This window comes from Ensifer sp. GW101-20A05, assembly GCF_059424735.1.
Genome location: NZ_JBWKZT010000010.1, coordinates 197,205 through 215,148, shown reverse-complemented (window position 1 = coordinate 215,148; position 17,944 = coordinate 197,205). Strand labels below are relative to the sequence as shown.

Genomic DNA, 17,944 nt, shown 5'->3' with positions numbered 1-17,944 from the left:
GCGTAATCGCTCCGGTTCACGAGCCGTTCGAAGAATTGGCTCGTCCGCGCCAGCGCGCCCACCAGACAGCCAGGCGACGCCGGCGACGGCGGACGGATGGGATATCGTGCGAAAGCACGATGAGGCCCAGCGGTATCATCCAGAAGCCGAGCACCGGCAGAAAGCCGAGAAAACCAAAGAACACCAGGAGCGAGCCCAACAGGATACGCAGCAGTGGCGATTCCGGCAGCGTGATGCGCCACTTCCCGAGCACGATCTGACGCGTCTGCGGATCAATCCCGAAATGCGTCTGCTTCCTGTTTTTATTCATCATTCCCTATCCGGCATCTTTTCCCACAATTGGGGACTTCTCCACAGCCTCGCAACCGAACTTGTCATTTTTTTTGAAAAAACCGCTTGGCAAATCGGAAAAGCATGCGTATTAGCAGCCTCACTTCTGAAGCGCACAGCGAAACAGCGGCGCGGATGATCCCTGGTAGCTCAGCGGTAGAGCATTCGACTGTTAATCGACAGGTCGCCGGTTCGAATCCGGCCCGGGGAGCCAGTTTCGAAAAGAGCCATTTGCAGAAAATGCGAATGGCTCTTTTTCATTTTGCACCTAAGTTCCCCCGGTGATCAATCCCAGTCCTAGACGGCACCTATGACAAAGGCGGCGCCCATCATCGTCTGGTTCCGCAAGGACCTGCGCCTTGGCGATAACAGGGCCCTTGCGGCTGCGGCCAATGAGGCTGCCGTCATTCCGCTCTATATCCGGGAGCCGAACGAAAGCGGCAACGGTCCGCTGGGCACGGCGCAGCAATGGTGGCTGCACCATTCGCTGGAAGCATTGGGGGCTCGACTGGGCCGGCTCGGCTCGCGACTCATTCTCCGCTCCGGCGACCCGCTGGACGTCCTCAGCGAGGTGTCGCGCCTATCGGGAGCGAAGCGTGTCCATTGGAATCGCCGCTACGACCCGTGTGGCATCGCCACCGATATAGCCCTGAAGAAAACACTCGCAGCTCAGGGCATCGCGGCCGAGAGCTTTGCCGGGCAATTGCTGCACGAACCCATGCGCTTGCTGACGACGACCGGCGGGCCCTATCGCGTGTTCACGCCTTTCTGGCGCGCTCTCGAAGCGAAGGTTGAGCCGGCTTCACCGATCGACGAGCCGCAAAAGATCGCGACGCCGGAAAGCTGGCCCCCTTCAGAACGGCTTGAAGCGTGGTCGCTTCTGCCAACGAAGCCGAACTGGGCAGCGACGTTCAGCGAAGTATGGGCGCCGGGGGAAAAAGGCGCGACCACCCGCCTCGACGAATTTATCGACGAAAAGCTTGCAGACTACAAAGTGCGCCGGGACCGTCCAGAGGCTGACGGCACCTCCCTGCTCTCTCCTCACCTCGCCTTCGGAGAAATCTCGCCAGCGCAGGTCTGGCACGCGACGCAGGGAATCGAGACCGATGGCGGTGAAGGTGTTGCCACCTTTCGCAAGGAGATCGCGTGGCGCGAATTCTCCTACCATCTGTTGTTTCACTATCCCGAACTCCCGCGTCGCAATCTCGATCGGCGGTTCGATCGTTTCCGCTGGCTGGACCACGAAGGCGATTTTTCCCGCTGGGCCAAGGGTTTGACCGGATTCCCGATCGTCGACGCCGGCATGCGGCAGCTCTGGCGGCATGGCCACATGCACAATCGCGTGCGCATGATCGCCGCCTCGTTCCTCATCAAGGACCTGTTGATCGACTGGCGGAAAGGCGAGCAATGGTTTCGCGACACGCTCGTGGATGCGGATCCGGCCAACAACGCCGCAAGCTGGCAATGGGTCGCGGGATCGGGCGCGGATGCGGCGCCGTTCTTCCGTATTTTCAATCCTGTTCTCCAAGGCGAAAAATTCGACCCGGACGGAGCCTATGTGAAGCGATTCATACCGGAACTCGATCGGCTGGAACCACGCTATATCCATCGCCCCTTTGCGGCTCCGGCTGCCGTGCTTTCGGGCGCCGGCATCGAGCTTGGCGCAACCTATCCAAAGCCGATCGTCGACCACGCCCTTGCGCGGGATCGGGCGCTTGTAGCGTTCCGCGAGATCACAAGCCCGCCAAGAGAACCGTAACGGATACGCGCCCCCGGTAGAAATCCATGGTTGGCGTCTCGGGCGATTGCCGCTAGGCTCACCTTACGGATGCAACAGCTGAGGGGGTGGTGTATGCGTGAGCTGGAAGCAAGCCTCGCCGCGTTCAACGGCGCACAGGAGCTTTCCGCCGAGAATCTCTCGATGGTCCTGCGGGATTTCCCATTGAAGGCACGGATGGTGCTCAGCGCGCTCGTGCATCTTCAGGCCGGGACATTGATGCTCACGGTGCCGGATGGCCGCAAACTGGTGATCAGGGGCAAGAGAGCGGGCCCAAGCGCTATCCTCACCTTGAACAACTGGAACCTGCCGCAACGCGCCATGTCAGGCGGCACAATCGGGGCGGCCGAAAGCTATATCGACGGCGACTGGGACAGTCCCGATGTCGGCGCTTTTCTCGAGCTCTTCCTCGTCAACGCCGAGATTGGCAAGCACTTCCCGAACCGGGCGCGTGGCCCGATTCATCTTGTCGAAAAGTTCCTGCACTGGCGCAACGCGAATACGAAAACCGGCGCACGCCGCAACATCTCAGCTCACTACGACCTCGGCAACGCCTTCTACAGCGAATGGCTGGATCCGAGCATGACCTATTCGTCCGCACTCTACGCCACCGGCGCCAACGACCTTCGCTCCGCGCAGGCGGCCAAATATCGCGCACTGGCGGAAGCCACCAACCTGCGCACCGGCGACCACGTGCTGGAGATCGGCTGTGGCTGGGGAGGCTTTGCGGAATTCGCGGCGAGCGAGATCGGCTGCAAGGTGACCGGGTTGACGATCAGCCGCGAGCAGCTGGCCTTCGCCCGCGAACGCATCCACCGGGCCGGCCTTGCGGACCGCGTCGAACTGAAATTCCAGGACTACCGCGAGGAAAAGGGCACCTATGACCGCATCGTCTCGATCGAAATGTTCGAGGCGGTCGGCGAAAAATTCTGGGCGACCTATTTCTCGCAGCTCAAGCGATGCCTGAAGCCCGGCGGCAAGGCCGGCCTGCAGATCATCACCATCAAGCCCGAAGCCTATGAGGAGTACCGCTCCAATCCGGATTTCATCCAGAAATACGTTTTCCCGGGCGGAATGCTGCCGACGCGCGAACATCTCATCGACCTTGGCCGCCATGTCGGCCTGCGCATGATCAACGATTTCGGCTTCGGCATCGATTACGCCCGGACACTCGGCGAATGGCGCGAGCGCTTCTGGTCGGTCTGGAACAGGATCGAGCCGCTCGGCTTCGACCTGCGCTTCAAGCGGCTGTGGGAGTTCTATTTCTACTACTGCGAAGCCGGCTTTCGCGCCCGCAACATCGACGTCCGCCAGATCGTCTTCGAATAGGGACGCGCATCGCGCGTCTTTACCGCGTCACGCGTAGCGCTTAAGAGGCGGTCGTTCCAATTCTCTTGTGAAGGTTCCGCATGCGCCTTGCATGGTTTTTCCTCGCGCTCGCCATCGCGACCGAAGTGGTGGGGCTGACGGTGATGAAGGCCGCCTCTTCGAGCGGCTCTTATCTCGGCCACATCGTCATGTATGTCTCGATCGCGCTTTCCTACGTCTTCCTGGCCAAGGCCGTGAAGACGATCTCCGTTGGCGTCGCCTATGCGATATGGGAAGGTTCAGGCGTCGCGATCATCACGCTGGTTTCCGTCTTCGTCTTCGGCCATGTGTTGACCGGATGCGAAATGCTGGGGCTTTCGATGGCGATCGTCGGCATATTGCTCGTCAATGCCGGCGAGCGCCATGACGAGGACGAAGCCGCGGTGGAAGGAGCAGCCAATGAGCGCGCCTAGCATCTACTTCGCCTTGGCCGTGATGGCTGGCATCCTCGATGTCGCCGCCAACCTCGCCTCGACGAAATCGGAAGGGTTTGCCCGCCGCGGCTGGGGCGCCCTCTCCATCCTGCTGGTACTTGCCGCCTTCGCGCTGCTTGCCGAGGCGATCAAGGGCATGGAACTCGCGATCGCCTATGCCGTGCTTGGCGCGACCGGAATCTTCGGAACGGCCATCTGCGGACGGCTGCTCTTCGGACAGAAACTGAAGCCGATCGGCTGGGTCGGGCTTGGCCTCATCTTCGGCGCCGTGCTGGTGCTTCACACGGCCTGACGCCGACGCTCGCCGGAGCCGGCGTGCTTCTTCGCTTCTCTTGCCTCGGCTACGACACCCGTCAGCCGCCTGATAAGAGCGAAATAGAGGCTATAGGGCAGCAGACGCATCAGCTTCACCGCATAGGTGAAATGCCGCGGGAAGGTTATTTCGAAGCGCCTGGACTTCAAACCCGCGATGATGCGATCCGCCGCGTGTTCGGAGCTGACGAGAGCCGGGCGCGGAAAGCGGATTCGCGCGGTGCCGGGCGTATCGACAAAGCCGGGGCAGATGATTTGCAGACGGATGCCGATCCGATCGAGATCAAACTTCAGGCTTTCGGCCATATTGATCAGCGCCGCCTTGGAGGCGCCGTAGGCGGCGCTGGTGGGCAACCCGCCATAGCCGGCGACGGAAGACACGATGGCGATGTGGCCGAAGCCCTGCGCCTTCATATGCGCGACGGCCGGCAGCAGGCAGTTGACCACCCCATTGAGATTGACTGCGAAACTCTTCTCGAAGGCTTCGCGATGGAGATCATCGCCTCGCACCGGGACGGCCACTCCGGCATTGAGGATCACCAATGACAGGTGGCCATGATCGTACTCGATCGCAGCCAACACGCGCTCCATGTCCTTTGGGTCGGTGACGTCGCCGTCGAGAACCGTGATCCTTCCCTCGCCCGCCGCCTCATGCTGCAGGTCCACCAGCTTCTCGTGACTTCTGGCAGTGACGACCACCGCATAGCCTTCACGCACCAACTTGAGCGCCAGCGCCCGCCCGATACCCGCGCTCGCGCCGGTAACCCAAGCCAGTTTATGTTCGGATTTCGCAGACTGAATACTCATCACTCACTCCTCGGCGTGGGCGAAAAAGACTTGCCCGGCCCTTCATCGCGGCAACGCTCCTTGCCGCTGAGCCCCACATGCCTTGGAGACGATTTTTGTTCGGGACAGAGCGGCGGCGAAACGCTATTTCTTGCCTGAAGTGCAGGCTGAGCCGAAAACACGCCAACATTTCGGCGGTCCGGGATCGTTGTTGATTTTCGTCAGCCGCCGTTCGTATTTCCCTGGTACGTGTCGCCCTGCCCCGGCGCCTGTCCTCAAACACGAGGTTCTGAAAATGGCCATCCTACCGTCCGTCCTCGAAGCGATCGGCAACACACCCTTGATTCGGCTGAAGGCCGTGTCGGAGGCCACGGGCTGCGACATCCTCGGCAAGGCCGAGTTCCTCAATCCGGGGCAATCGGTGAAAGACCGCGCCGCACTCTGGATCATCCGGCAAGCGGAACGGAGCGGACAGTTGCGCCCGGGCGGGGTCATCGTCGAAGGCACGGCCGGCAACACCGGCATCGGGCTGGCGCTGGTCGGCCAGGCACTTGGCTATCGCACCGTCATCGTCATTCCGGAAACCCAGAGCCAGGAAAAGAAGGACGCCTTGCGGCTGCTTGGCGCCGAGCTCGTCGAAGTGCCGGCCGTTCCCTACAAGAACCCCAACAACTACGTGAAGATCTCCGGCCGGCTCGCCGAGCAACTGGCGAAGACCGAGCCGAACGGCGCCATCTGGGCCAACCAGTTCGACAACGTCGCCAACCGCGACGCGCATGTGGAAACCACGGCGCCGGAGATCTGGCGCGACACGGACGGCAAGGTCGATGGCTTCATCTGCGCCGTCGGCTCCGGCGGCACGCTCGCCGGCGTTGCACAGGGGCTGAAGGCGAAGAACCCGGCGATCAAGATCGGCCTTGCGGATCCGCAAGGGGCGGCACTCTACAACTTCTATACCAACGGCGAACTGAAGTCCGAGGGCAGCTCGATCACCGAGGGCATCGGCCAGGGCCGCATCACCGCCAATCTCGAGGGCTTCACGCCGGATTTCTCCTACCAGATTCCCGATTCGGAAGCGGTCCCCTATGTCTTCGACCTGATCGAGCGCGAAGGCATCTGCGTCGGCGGTTCGACGGGCATCAACATCGCCGGTGCGGTTCGTCTCGCCAGGGAGCTCGGTCCAGGACATACGATCGTGACGATCCTCTGCGACTATGGTAACCGCTATCAGTCGAAGCTCTTCAACCCGGACTTCCTGGCCTCCAAGGGACTGCCTGTACCGACCTGGTTGAAGACGTCTTCCCACATTGCAGTGCCATACGAATCAGTTGGATAGGAATGCGATGACCAGGACCGTGACCGCCCTTTTCCGAGACGATTTCTACCTCTCGACCTGCGAAGCAAGCGTCACCGGAATTCTGGAAGATGGCGGGATCGAGCTGGATCAAACCTGCTTCTATGCAGCCTCCGGCGGCCAGCCCGGCGACACCGGCTTTCTGGAGCGGGCCGACGGCAGCCGGATCGACATCGCGGTCGCCCGTCACGGCGAAACCAAGGACATCATCGTCCATGTGCCGGCCGAAGGGCAGCCGGTACCCGCCGTTGGCGAGAAACTCGTTCTGCATATCGACTGGCCCCGCCGCTATCGCCTGATGCGAATGCACACCGCCTGCCATCTGCTCTCGGTCGTCTGCCCCTTCCCGATCACCGGAGCCTCGGTCGGCGAAGACGAGAGCCGTGTCGATTTCGACATGAGCGAGACGATCGACAGGGACGAAGTCACCACGGCGCTGATGAAGCTCGTCGAAGAAAACCATCCTGTCTACGTCCAGTGGATCACCGACGACGAACTCGCCGCCAATCCCGGCATCGTCAAATCGAAGAATGTGCGCCCGCCTGTCGGCCTTGGGCGCGTCAGCCTTGTCTGCATCGGCGAAAATTCGGCAGTGGATAGCCAGCCCTGCGGCGGTACGCATGTGTCGGAAACGCAGGAAGTGGGTGCCGTCCACATCGCCAAGATCGAGAAAAAGGGTAAGGAGAACCGTCGGTTCCGTATCCGCTTCGGCATGCCCGAAGATCGCGCATCAGTTTGAGTAGGGAGTTGCGACTGTGACCAACAACAAAAGCGCCTTTGTCGTATCGGCCGATTGGCTGCAGGAGCGCCTCGGCGATCCCTCGATCCGGATCCTCGACGCCGCCTGGTATCTGCCGGCTCAGAACCGCAACCCGAAGGCGGAATACGATGCCGGGCATATTCCCGGTGCCGTCTTCTTCGATCAGGACGTTATTGCCGACCACACGAGTGGCCTGCCCCACACCCTGCCCTCGCCTGAAGCCTTTGCCTCGGCGGTTGGTGCGCTGGGCGTCAGCGAAAAGGACACGATCGTCGTCTACGACGGTCCCGGCATCATGACCGCTCCGCGCGTGTGGTGGATGCTGCGCATCATGGGCGCCAGGAACGTCTACGTGCTCGACGGCGGCATGGACGGCTGGAACACGGAGGGGCGCCCCGTCAGCACCGAGGTACCCTCACCCAAGCCGGCGACGTTCAACGTCAATTTCACCCCGGCGGCCGTGACCTCCTTCGCGCGGATGACGGAAATCGTTGCGGATGGCTCGATCCAGATCGCCGATGCCCGCGGTGCCGGACGTTTCTATGGCGAGGAGCCGGAGCCGCGTGCCGGCATGCGCTCGGGCCATATGCCCGGCGCGCACAGCCTTCCCTCCGGTACTTTCTCGGAAAACGGAAAGTTCAAGGATCTCGCGACGCTTCGCCAAACCTTCGCCGACGCCGGCGTCGATCTTTCCAAACCTGTCGTTACGACCTGCGGCTCCGGTGTCACCGCCGCCATCATCACGCTGGCGCTGCAATCGCTCGGCCACACGGACAACACGCTCTATGACGGTTCCTGGTCGGAGTGGGGTGGTCGCGCAGACACGATGATCGTAACCGGTCGAGAGTGATATCATGCGTTCGCCGAAGCTCGCCTCCCTGACAGCACATGTAACCGAACTCGAGATGACGGCGCCGCCGAAGCAGAGCCTGCCGATGCCGGTCAATATCCAGACGGCGATCCTGCGTGTCTCGGACATCCCGCTCAGCTACTATCGCTTCTTGTACCTGCGTGTCGGCCGCCGCTGGCACTGGACCGAGCGGCTGCGGATGAACGACGAGGAACTCGCCGCCGTGCTCGGCGACAAGCGCACGAGTGTCACGGTGCTCTATGTCAACGGCGCGCCGGCCGGGTTCTTCGAGCTGCACCAGGGCGAGGATGACGTCGTCGAGCTCGTCCATTTCGGGCTGATGGAACATGCGCTCGGCCTTGGCCTCGGCAAGTGGTTCCTGCTCCAGACGCTGTTTGCCGCCTGGGCGCTGAACCCGAGCAAGCTGACGGTAACGACCAACAATCTGGATCACCCCCGCGCACTGCAGCTTTACCAGCAATTCGGCTTCTCGCCGGTCGCCACCCGTGAGACCACGGTCGAACCTTTGACCGACGACGAACTGCTGACCCTGGCGAAAAATCTCTGACGCATCTCGCCCGGCAAGTTCCGGGTGTCGAAACGATCGCGACCGGCGCAATCTCCTGATCTAACAATCAAACCGATCAAGGAGATGCGCCATGACGTTACGTTACATTCCAATGTCCGACGACGAAGCGCGGCGGATCCGCGAGGGCGGGCCGGATGCCTATGGCAACCGGCCGGAGCGAGAGATTTCCGATGGTGACGGCGTGCCCTGCCGGCACTGCCTGCGCAATGTCGGAGCCGGCGAGCCCTATCTGATCTTCGCTCTGCGGCCGTTTTCGACGTTGCAGCCCTATGCGGAGACCGGCCCTGTGTTCATGCATGCCGAGGAATGTCCGGCGCATGACGGCGATACGCTTCCGCCGATCTTGGCTTCGAGTGTCAGCTATCTGCTGCGCGGTTATGGCGAGAGCGAACGGATCGTCTACGGGACCGGCGGTGTCGTTCCGACGGAGCAGTTGCAGGCGCGAGCGGAAGAACTGCTGGCCCGACCGGACGTTTCCTCCGTGCATGTGCGTTCGGCCAAGAACAATTGTTACCAGTGCCGGATCGAGCTGACCTGACCACCAAATTCGGCCCGGCATTGCTGCCGGGCCGAAAGCATCTTTCCGTCAGGCGACGCTCAGCACCGCCTCGGGTGCAAAGGCATCATAACCGAGCGCTTCGGCCACCGGCGCGTTGGTGACGCGTCCGCGATGAACGTTCAGACCGGCACGCAGATGCCGGTCCTCGGCGATCGCCTTCAGGCCCTTATCCGCGAGCTGCAGGCCGTAGTGCAGCGTGGCGTTGTTGAGCGCATGCGCAGAGGTCACCGGCACGGCGCCCGGCATGTTCGCCACGCAATAGTGCACGATGCCATCGACCTCGTAGGTCGGGTCGGAATGCGTCGTCGCGTGGGACGTCTCGAAGCAGCCGCCCTGGTCGATCGCGACGTCAACGATGACGGCCCCCTTCTTCATGCCGGTCAGCATTTCGCGGGTCACGAGCTTCGGCGCCGCAGCACCCGGAATGAGCACTGCCCCGATTACCAGATCGGCGGAGAAGACTTCCTCTTCCAGTGCGTCGATGGTCGAGTAGCGTGTGTGCACGCGGCCGGCGAAGAGATCGTCCAGTTGGCGCAGGCGCGGGATCGAGCGATCGATAATGGAGACGTCGGCGCCAAGCCCGGCCGCCATGCGCGCCGCATGCAGGCCGACGACGCCGCCGCCGATGACGGCCACCTTCGCCGGCAGTACGCCCGGCACGCCGCCGAGCAGGATACCGCGGCCGCCATTGGCCTTCTGCAGCGACGTCGCGCCCGCCTGGATGGCCAGGCGTCCGGCAACCTCGGACATCGGCGCAAGCAGCGGCAGACCGCCGCGGTCGTCGGTGACGGTTTCATAGGCGATCGCCGTGACGCCGGAATTGAGCAGGCCCTTGGTCTGTTCCGGATCGGGCGCAAGATGCAGATAGGTGTAGAGAATTTGGCCTTCGCGGAGCTGCACCCATTCGGAGGGCTGCGGCTCCTTGACCTTGACGATCATGTCCGACTTTTCGAACACTTCTTTTGCCGTCGCGACAATCTTCGCGCCAGCGGCACGGTAAGCATCGTCATCCGCGCCGATCCCTGCCCCGGCCTTGGTTTCCACGATCACCTCGTGGCCATGGGCAACGTATTCACGCACCGAGCCGGGCGTCAGGCCGACTCTATATTCATGGTTTTTGATTTCCTTCGGGCAACCGACACGCATCCTCGCGTTCCTCTCCTGTTATGGGCTTTTCGCCACTTTTGACGAGGTATTCAGCAAAACACGCCGTGAATCGAATGTCCTTGCAAAGACGAAACCCGGGGCGCATTGATTTCGAAGAATATTGCGTGAAGTGACGCATGATTGGGGGGAAACACGAATGAGTGAACTCGATGCCATCGATCATGCGATTCTGCGCATTCTCCAGCAGAATGGCCGCATCTCGAATGCCGACCTCGCGGCGAAGGTCGGGCTCTCTCCGTCAGCCTGTTCGCGACGAGTCGATATCCTGGAGAAATCAGGAACGATTGCCGGCTATCATGCCCGCATCGCCCATAAGGCGCTCGACTACCAGATCATGGTGATCGTCCATATTTCGCTGTCGGGCCAGTTCGCCAAGACGCTCGCCGAGTTCGAAGCGGCGGTGAAGCTCTGTCCGAACGTACTCGTCTGCTACCTGATGTCAGGCGAGTACGACTACATCCTGAGGGTCGCCGCCAAGGACCTTCAGGATTACGAGCGCATCCACCGCGACTGGCTCTCGGCGCTACCCCATGTGGTCAAGATCAATTCCAGCTTCTCGCTGCGGGAAGTGATCGACCGGCCGAATGTCGGCATTTGAAGGATTGAATGCAGCCTAACGGCCGACGACGCAGTCGCGGCCCCGTCCCTTGGCGGCGTAGAGCCGAAGATCTGCCTCCGACAGCAGGTTCTCGATCGCCGCCCCGTCGTCCGGCGTCGACGATAGACCGATGCTTGCGGTCACCGGCTGTCCGTCCGGGGTCGAGACGCGATCCGACACGGCAATACGAATCTCGTCCGCGCGCCGCAAAGCATCGCCATGAGCCATTGCCGGGCAAAGGATCACGAACTCCTCGCCACCATATCGAAACAGTCGGTCGACCGGACGCAACTTCGACTTCACCGTCTCGACCAGCCGCTGCAGGACGCGGTCGCCCTCCTGGTGGCCGAAGCGGTCGTTGACGCCCTTGAAATGGTCGACGTCGATGATCATCAAGGTGACGGCCGCATTGTCGGCGCTCGCCGCGCGCAGCATTGCCGGCGCTTCGATCTCGAACCGGCTGCGATCGAGCGAACCCGTCAGCGTATCCTGCCCGGACCGGGACAGCAGGTCCTCGTAGCGTTCGCGGAACGTCAATGCATTGAAGATGTCGCCAAGCGGCCGGCCCGACATCGCCAGGAACGGATGGCGCGAGGCATTGAGATAAAGTCCGATCGCGATCGCATAGAAGGGTGCTGCCAGCATCTTCGCCATCCAACCACCCCAGAAGACCTCGAAGGGTGCACCGTTCCACCAGCGAAGTGCCGCGTAGAAGGCAGCCTGATCGAATGTCAGCACGACGACGCCGCAGATGAGAAATCGGAGCGTCACGAAGCGCCGCAACCACCGGCCCAGTCGCTCGTAAAGCAGAATGATCATCAGCGAATCGAAATAGAGGATCGTCGTGCCCCAGACCATCAGCCACCCCATCTCGTCGATGAAGGCGAGGTCGGCGGACCGCTCCGCCACGATCGCTACGGTGTCGTGCTGGCGCAGCAGAAGGCTGAGCGCGACCGTCAGGAAATTACCGGCGAGCAAGCCGTAGATCGGCTGGCGAACGGTTGCCGCGTCTTCCTTCACATAAAGCAGCAGGATCATCATCAGCTTGCCGGAGAAAAGGACAGCAGAGCCTGGCGAGATCACGCCGAACGGCAGTTGCACATAGAAGACGGCGGCGAGATAGGTCTCGATGAAGTGCATGACGCCGAGTGCGGCGACGAAGACGCCAAGCCCCAAGCGGGCGCGAAGATGCAGCAGCCCGATCATCGCCGTAACGTAGACCAGCGCCTCGCCGACGAAGAGAAGAAGGTTGGCGTTTGGCATGTGCTTGAAAAAGTTCCGTTTCCCGAAGCACGGTTAAACAGGAAGTTTGAAGAAAACTTTAGCGGAACCCGCGGCTGTCAGCCGCCGGAATGCGAAAATCTGCCGCTTTCGGAAATGTCGCCTTTCCGGCATAGTCGCCGCCAACCCACCGTGGTTCGCGTATCTGCGAACAAAACTCCGGATTGCACTCGTCTCGGAAAAACCGGGATCCTTGATAAATGGAGGACCGCATGCCATCGATGACATCCCCGCTCCACCTTACGCGCCGTTCGCTTCTCGCGGGGGCCGCGGCTTCTTCGGCGCTTGTCATGCTGCACCCCTTCTCCGTCCGCGCCGCCGCCAACCAGGCGCATCTCAGAATCATGGAAACGACGGACCTGCACGTTCACGTCTTTCCCTATGACTATTACGGCGACAAGCCCAACGATACGGTCGGCCTTGCGCGCACCGCCTCGATCATCGACGCCATCCGCGCCGAAGCGACAAACTCCATCCTGATCGACAATGGCGATTTCCTCCAGGGCAACCCGATGGGCGACTATATTGCCTATCAGCGCGGCATGAAGGACGGCGATATCCACCCTGTCATCGCCGCCATGAACGTGCTTGGCTATGATTGCGGCACGCTTGGCAACCACGAATTCAACTATGGCCTGGACTTCATGTTCAAGGTCCTGAACGGCGCGAACTTCCCGCTCGTCTGCGCCAACCTGACGAAGGGTACGCTTGCCGCCAACGGGCGTCAGGATGAGCTGTTTCTCAAGCCCTACGTCATTCTCGACCGCAAAGTGAAAGACGGCTCCGGCGCGGAACATCAGGTCCGCATCGGGCTCATCGGCTTCGTTCCGCCGCAGATCATGACCTGGGACGCCAAGAACCTCGAAGGCAAGGCCAATGCCCGAGACATCGTCAAGGCCGCCGAAGCCTGGGTGCCGCAGATGCGCGAGGAAGGTGCTGATATCGTCGTCGCTCTCTCGCATTCGGGCATCGGCCAGCAGGGCTATGCCGAGAACCTGGAGAACGCTTCGGTGCCGCTTGCGGCGGTCGCAGGCATCGATGCGATCGTGACCGGCCATAGCCACCTGGATTTCCCCGGGCCGAAGTTCGACGGCATCGCGGGGGTCGATAACACGAAGGGCCTGATCTCCGGCAAGCCCGGCGTCATGGGTGGCTTCTGGGGCTCGCATCTCGGCCTGATCGACCTGCTGATCGAACGGGAGGGTGGCGCCTGGCGTGTCGTCAGTTCAACCAGCGAGGCGCGGCCGATCTACCGTCGCGAAGAGAAGAAGGTGATCGCCGAGGTCGCCGACAAGCCGGAGGTCCTGGCCGCCGCGAAGAAGGACCACGAGGCAACGCTCGCCTATGTGCGCACGCCTGTCGGCAAGACCAGTGCGCCGCTCTATTCCTACTTCGCCCTGGTCGCCGACGACCCGTCCGTGCAGATCGTCAGCCAGGCGCAGACCTGGTACATCAAGGACATGCTGAAGGCGACCGAGTATCGCGACCTGCCGGTACTTTCGGCCGCCGCCCCCTTCAAGGCCGGCGGCCGCGGTGGCGCGGACTACTACACCGACGTCCCCGCCGGCGACATCGCGATCAAGAACGTCGCCGACCTCTATCTCTATCCGAATACGGTGCAGGCCGTCGTCATAACCGGCGACCAGGTGCGCAACTGGCTGGAAATGTCAGCCGGCATCTTCAACGAAGTCAAACCAGGCGCCTCGGACGCGCCGCTAATCAGCGGCGGTTTCCCGTCCTACAATTTCGACGTCATCGACGGCGTCACCTATCAGATCGACCTTTCCGTGCCGCCGAAGTTCGACAAGGACGGCAACACGATCAATGCATCGTCGAACCGTATCAAGAACCTGCAGTTCAACGGGCAACCAATTGATGCAGCGCAGAAATTCGTGGTCGCGACCAACAACTACCGGGCGGGGGGCGGCGGCAATTTCCCCGACATCGCCGCCGACAAAGTGGTATTCGTCGCCCCCGACACCAACCGCGACGTCGTGGTGCGCTACATCATCGATCAGGGCACGATCAATCCATCTGCCGACGCCAACTGGACCTTCGTGCCGCTCGCCAATACGACCGTCACCTTCGACAGTGGCCCGAAGGCCCGGCAGTTCCTGGCGCAAGTGAAGGATGTGACCATCGAGGATGCCGGTGACGCCGCCGAAGGCTTTGCCCGCTTCCGGATCAAGCTCTGAGCTTCAGGCGAACCAGGGTCGGGCCGCCCGTCTCGAGGCGGCCCATCATATTGACCGGACGATGAAGATTCAACTCGTCCGGCGATCCGTACGCAGGCCGATGAAAATTAGCGCGAGACATTAAGAATGTCCGCTAACCATCTGAGACAATTTAGCTACGCCGCAGGCGCGACTGATCAAACCTGACGCGACTGGGCGTCGTCGGAAAACAGCGACGGGCCGGTCTGATCGATGATCTGGCGTCCCTTGCGCAGAGCGGCATCGATCGCGTCCTGCTCCGAGGTGAAGAGATCGGCGCGGATGAAGCTGCGGGTTTTGGTGCCGCCATCCGCCGAGGCCTTCTCGATGCTCCCAGCCAGACGAAACTGCGAGCCTTCGCGCATGGGCGTCGCGCGGATGGTGCATTCGGCATAGGCCACGGTCTTTCCAGGCGCAGCCTGCGTCTGGTTTTCAGAGGAGCCCGAACGGCCGAACAGTTTCGAGAAAAACGATGCCATGCCCAAGACTTAGACGCCGCGGCCAACCCTGTCAAAGCCTAAGTGCCGATAATCAACCGCAGCGCCCTGGTCCCGATTAAATGATGAGATTGGAGAGGATTTCGTTCTCGGTGATGTCCTGGTAGCGAAGCCCCGCGGCGTCGAAGCGAGCCTTCAACACCGGGAAGTTCTCGGCGTGTTTGGTCTCGATGCCGATCAGAATCGAGCCGAAGTTGCGCGCCGATTTCTTCAGATACTCGAAGCGTGAGATGTCGTCCTCGTCGCCGAGCAGATTGAGGAAGTCGCGAAGCGCGCCGGGCCGCTGGGCCATGCGCAGGATGAAGTACTTCTTCAGCCCGGCATGGCGCATCGCCCGCTCCTTGACGTCGGGCAGACGATCGAAATCGAAATTGCCACCGGAAACGACGGCAACCACCGTCTTGCCCGCCAGTTTCTCGGGGCCGAGTACGTCCAGGGCTGCAACCGAAAGCGCCCCTGCCGGCTCCAGCACCACACCTTCGACATTCAGCATGTCGACGATCGTCAGGCAGATTGCATTCTCCGCTAGAAGCATCACCTGATCGGCGGAAAAGCGCCGAAGCGCTGCAAAATTGAGGTCGCCAATCCGTCCGACGGCGGCACCGTCAACGAAATTGTCGACCTGATCGAGGGTCACGACGCTGCCTGTTTCGAGGCTTTCGCGCAGGCTGGGTGCACCGGCGGGTTCGCAAAAGATGAAATGATCCGCTGCAACCACGTCCTTGAGATATCCCGTCACGCCGGCAGCAAGGCCGCCGCCGCCAACGGGTAGAACAACGAGATCGGGCGTGACGCCATCAGGCAGTTGCCAGGCGATTTCGGCGGCGACGCTTGCCTGACCCTCGATGATGTCGGCGTGATCGAAAGGTGGCACCATGACGCCGCCGATCGCTTCGACATGATCGCGCGCCGCCTTGTAGCACTGGTCGAAGATATCGCCGACCAGGCGGATGGTGATGAACTCACCGCCAAACATGCGGGTCTTGTCGATCTTCTGCTGCGGCGTCGTCACCGGCATGAAAACGACGCCCGGCACGCCGAAGTGACGGCAGACAAAGGCAAAGCCCTGGGCGTGGTTACCGGCCGAGGCGCAGACGAAGGTCTTGCCGGATGCGTCGGCGCCCAGCGCCTTGCGGAAGAAGTTGAAGGCGCCGCGGATCTTGTAGGAACGGACGGGCGACAGGTCTTCGCGCTTGAGGTAGATGTTGGCGCCGTAGCGCGCGCTCAAGTGTTCGTTGAGCTGCAGCGGCGTCGGCGGGAAGATCTCCCGCAAGGCTTCGGTTGCGGCTTCAACATCCTGCTTCATCGCGTGCTGTCTTCCGTTGAGTTGGCTAGAGCATCCCGCTCTCAAGTGGAATCACTTGAGGCGGACAGATGCTCTAGAATCAAAATGCTAGAGCGTCCTTAGTGCGTTAATCTGAACGCACGGCGCTCTAGTGGCTGTGGCTATTGCACATTGCAACGCCCGAAGCCATCGCTTTGACTCGAATCGGACCGCCGTGAACAATGCAGCCGCATCCCCAACGGCTGGGACGTCCGCAACGCTTTCCGGGAAATTGAACGCTTGAACGCAACTCTGATCCGGCATGCTGTGCACATCGCGGCAATCCTCGGCATCTATCTCGCATGCGCGATGCTGGTGCCGGCGATGGTTGATCTCTACTACGGCCATCCCGACTGGCAGATCTTCGCCGCCTCGGCCTTCCTGGTTGGCGGGTTGTCGCTTGCGACCTTCATGGCGACCCGCATGGGGCCGCCGCCCTTCTCCAAGAAGTTCGGCTTCGTCCTCGTCAACCTGCTGTGGGCCGTGTTTTCGGTGGTCGGCGCGATCCCGCTCTGGCTGTCGTCGCTCGACCTCGATTTTGCCCAGGCGCTGTTTGAGTCCGTATCGGCAATCACCACGACCGGCGGCACCGTCATCGTCGGGCTCGAAGTCGCGCCGCCCGGCCTGCTCGTCTGGCGCTCGCTACTCTGCTGGCTCGGCGGCATCGGCATCGTCGTGCTCGGCCTCTTCATCATCCCCTATCTCAGGGTCGGCGGCATGTCCTTCTTCAAGATGGAATCCTCCGATACCAGCGACAAGCCGTTTGCACGCCTCGCCAGCTTCAGCCGCGCGTTCCTGATCGTCTATGTCGTCATCACGCTCCTCTGCACCATCGGCTACTTCCTGACCGGCATGAACCGCTTCGACGCGATCAACCACGCGATGTCGACGGTGGCGACCGGCGGCTTTTCCACCCATGATGCATCCTTCGCCTATTTCGGCAGTATTCCACTGCTCTGGACGGCGACCTTCTTCATGGCGCTTTGCAGCCTGCCGTTCTCGATCCTGATCGTGCTGGTGGCACGCGGACGCTTCGTTGCGCTCCGCGATCCGCAGATCATCGTCTTTCTCGGCTATCTCTCTGCCTTTTCGGTCGCAGTGGCGGTGTATCACCGCCTGGCGAATGGCGTCGAATTTCACCTGGCGCTGGCGCATTCCTTCTTCAACATCACCTCGATCCTCTCGACGAGCGGCTATGCCAGCCAGGACTACAGCCTCTGGGGGCCCTTCGTCGTCATGGCCGCCTTCATCGCGACCTTCATGGGCGGTTGTTCCGGATCGACCGCCGGCGGCATCAAGGCCTATCGGTTCATCGTGCTCTTCAACGCGATCCGCTCAGGGCTCAACAAGCTCGTCTATCCCAATGCGATCTACGCCGTGCGCTACGGCAACAGCACCGTCGATGCCGACACGCAGCGGGCCATCTTCCTGTTCTTCATCACCTATATCCTGCTCTGGGTCTTCGGCAGCCTCGCCATGGGTGCGCTCGGCTACGACCTGGTCACGGCGACATCGGCGGTCATCACCTGCCTTTCGAATGTCGGTCCCGGGCTTGGCCCCATCATCGGGCCGGCCGGCAACTTCTCGACGCTCGGCGATCCCGAGCTCTATCTGCTGTCGCTGATGATGCTTCTCGGCCGTCTGGAAGTGCTGACCGTGCTCGTGATCCTGACGCCGGTGTTCTGGAAGCATTGACCATTGGCCGGCCAGCCCTATCGTCTTGACTTGATGCGGCAGATGCCGAA

18 protein-coding genes and 1 tRNA gene are annotated in these 17,944 nt (G+C 61.7%); 13 read left to right on the top strand and 6 right to left on the bottom strand.

Annotation, left to right across the window (positions count from 1 at the left end; translation table 11 throughout):
* Positions 1 to 16: 16 nt before the first annotated feature.
* Positions 17 to 310, bottom strand: coding sequence for a hypothetical protein (locus AC070A_RS23615; RefSeq protein WP_093232487.1), 294 nt, complete (start codon positions 308 to 310; stop codon positions 17 to 19).
* 159 nt (positions 311 to 469) lie between these two features.
* Here AC070A_RS23615 and AC070A_RS23610 point away from each other — a divergent pair.
* From AC070A_RS23610 to AC070A_RS23590, 5 genes are all read left to right on the top strand, one after another.
* Positions 470 to 544, top strand: a tRNA-Asn gene (locus AC070A_RS23610).
* Between the two features lie 96 nt (positions 545 to 640).
* Positions 641 to 2,089, top strand: coding sequence for a cryptochrome/photolyase family protein (locus AC070A_RS23605; protein WP_113737531.1), 1,449 nt, complete (start codon positions 641 to 643; stop codon positions 2,087 to 2,089).
* 93 nt (positions 2,090 to 2,182) lie between these two features.
* On the top strand, positions 2,183 to 3,436 hold the full coding sequence (locus AC070A_RS23600; protein ID WP_113737532.1) for an SAM-dependent methyltransferase: 1,254 nt from the start codon (positions 2,183 to 2,185) through the stop codon (positions 3,434 to 3,436).
* An 80-nt stretch (positions 3,437 to 3,516) separates the two neighbouring features.
* Positions 3,517 to 3,888 (top strand): SMR family transporter, encoded by a 372-nt coding sequence (locus tag AC070A_RS23595; RefSeq protein WP_113737533.1) that lies wholly within the window; start codon positions 3,517 to 3,519, stop codon positions 3,886 to 3,888.
* Complete coding sequence (locus AC070A_RS23590) at positions 3,875 to 4,201, top strand: SMR family transporter (RefSeq protein WP_057255992.1); 327 nt, start codon at positions 3,875 to 3,877, stop codon at positions 4,199 to 4,201. The genes AC070A_RS23595 and AC070A_RS23590 overlap by 14 nt, the downstream gene beginning before the upstream one ends.
* On the opposite strand, the gene AC070A_RS23585 is transcribed toward AC070A_RS23590, so the two are convergent.
* Positions 4,189 to 5,028, bottom strand: a complete 840-nt coding sequence (locus AC070A_RS23585; protein WP_162770990.1) for an SDR family NAD(P)-dependent oxidoreductase — start codon at positions 5,026 to 5,028, stop codon at positions 4,189 to 4,191. The genes AC070A_RS23590 and AC070A_RS23585 overlap by 13 nt on opposite strands.
* A gap of 274 nt (positions 5,029 to 5,302) precedes the next feature.
* On the opposite strand from AC070A_RS23585, the gene AC070A_RS23580 reads away from it, so the two are divergent.
* The 5 genes from AC070A_RS23580 to AC070A_RS23560 all read left to right on the top strand — a co-directional run bounded on the left by AC070A_RS23580 (position 5,303) and on the right by AC070A_RS23560 (position 9,098).
* On the top strand, positions 5,303 to 6,343 hold the full coding sequence (locus tag AC070A_RS23580) for a cysteine synthase A (RefSeq protein WP_057255987.1): 1,041 nt from the start codon (positions 5,303 to 5,305) through the stop codon (positions 6,341 to 6,343).
* Between the two features lie 7 nt (positions 6,344 to 6,350).
* Entirely contained in the window at positions 6,351 to 7,100 is a 750-nt protein-coding gene (locus AC070A_RS23575; protein ID WP_113737535.1) for an alanyl-tRNA editing protein, read from the top strand.
* A gap of 16 nt (positions 7,101 to 7,116) precedes the next feature.
* The gene (gene sseA, locus AC070A_RS23570; protein WP_309239087.1) at positions 7,117 to 7,971 is read left to right on the top strand and encodes a 3-mercaptopyruvate sulfurtransferase; all 855 of its coding nucleotides are present in this window, start codon (positions 7,117 to 7,119) and stop codon (positions 7,969 to 7,971) included.
* A 4-nt stretch (positions 7,972 to 7,975) separates the two neighbouring features.
* Positions 7,976 to 8,539, top strand: a complete 564-nt coding sequence (locus AC070A_RS23565; RefSeq protein ID WP_058322480.1) for a GNAT family N-acetyltransferase — start codon at positions 7,976 to 7,978, stop codon at positions 8,537 to 8,539.
* Between the two features lie 91 nt (positions 8,540 to 8,630).
* The gene (locus AC070A_RS23560) at positions 8,631 to 9,098 is read left to right on the top strand and encodes a DUF1203 domain-containing protein (protein WP_093232463.1); all 468 of its coding nucleotides are present in this window, start codon (positions 8,631 to 8,633) and stop codon (positions 9,096 to 9,098) included.
* A gap of 48 nt (positions 9,099 to 9,146) precedes the next feature.
* Here AC070A_RS23560 and ald read toward each other — a convergent pair whose 3' ends face one another.
* Positions 9,147 to 10,265: an alanine dehydrogenase gene (gene ald, locus AC070A_RS23555; RefSeq protein ID WP_057255974.1), complete on the bottom strand. Its 1,119-nt coding sequence runs from the start codon at positions 10,263 to 10,265 to the stop codon at positions 9,147 to 9,149.
* 157 nt (positions 10,266 to 10,422) lie between these two features.
* Between ald and AC070A_RS23550 the strand changes: the two genes are divergently transcribed.
* The gene (locus AC070A_RS23550; protein ID WP_057255972.1) at positions 10,423 to 10,884 is read left to right on the top strand and encodes an Lrp/AsnC family transcriptional regulator; all 462 of its coding nucleotides are present in this window, start codon (positions 10,423 to 10,425) and stop codon (positions 10,882 to 10,884) included.
* 15 nt (positions 10,885 to 10,899) lie between these two features.
* Here the strand turns inward: AC070A_RS23550 and AC070A_RS23545 are convergent, their stop codons facing one another.
* The gene (locus AC070A_RS23545; protein ID WP_113737536.1) at positions 10,900 to 12,147 is read right to left on the bottom strand and encodes a GGDEF domain-containing protein; all 1,248 of its coding nucleotides are present in this window, start codon (positions 12,145 to 12,147) and stop codon (positions 10,900 to 10,902) included.
* Between the two features lie 239 nt (positions 12,148 to 12,386).
* Here AC070A_RS23545 and AC070A_RS23540 point away from each other — a divergent pair, with 239 nt between their 5' ends.
* The gene (locus AC070A_RS23540) at positions 12,387 to 14,360 is read left to right on the top strand and encodes a bifunctional 2',3'-cyclic-nucleotide 2'-phosphodiesterase/3'-nucleotidase (protein WP_162770992.1); all 1,974 of its coding nucleotides are present in this window, start codon (positions 12,387 to 12,389) and stop codon (positions 14,358 to 14,360) included.
* Positions 14,361 to 14,536: 176 nt separating this feature from the next.
* Here the strand turns inward: AC070A_RS23540 and AC070A_RS23535 are convergent, their stop codons facing one another.
* A complete protein-coding gene (locus AC070A_RS23535) occupies positions 14,537 to 14,857 on the bottom strand; it encodes an HlyU family transcriptional regulator (protein WP_113737537.1) in 321 nt (106 codons plus the stop codon).
* A 76-nt stretch (positions 14,858 to 14,933) separates the two neighbouring features.
* Positions 14,934 to 16,181 carry a threonine ammonia-lyase gene (gene ilvA, locus AC070A_RS23530; protein ID WP_058322475.1) on the bottom strand — a complete coding sequence of 416 codons (1,248 nt, stop codon included), beginning with the start codon at positions 16,179 to 16,181 and terminating at the stop codon, positions 14,934 to 14,936.
* 258 nt (positions 16,182 to 16,439) lie between these two features.
* Between ilvA and AC070A_RS23525 the strand changes: the two genes are divergently transcribed.
* A complete protein-coding gene (locus AC070A_RS23525; RefSeq protein ID WP_113737538.1) occupies positions 16,440 to 17,894 on the top strand; it encodes a TrkH family potassium uptake protein in 1,455 nt (484 codons plus the stop codon).
* Positions 17,895 to 17,944: the final 50 nt, after the last annotated feature.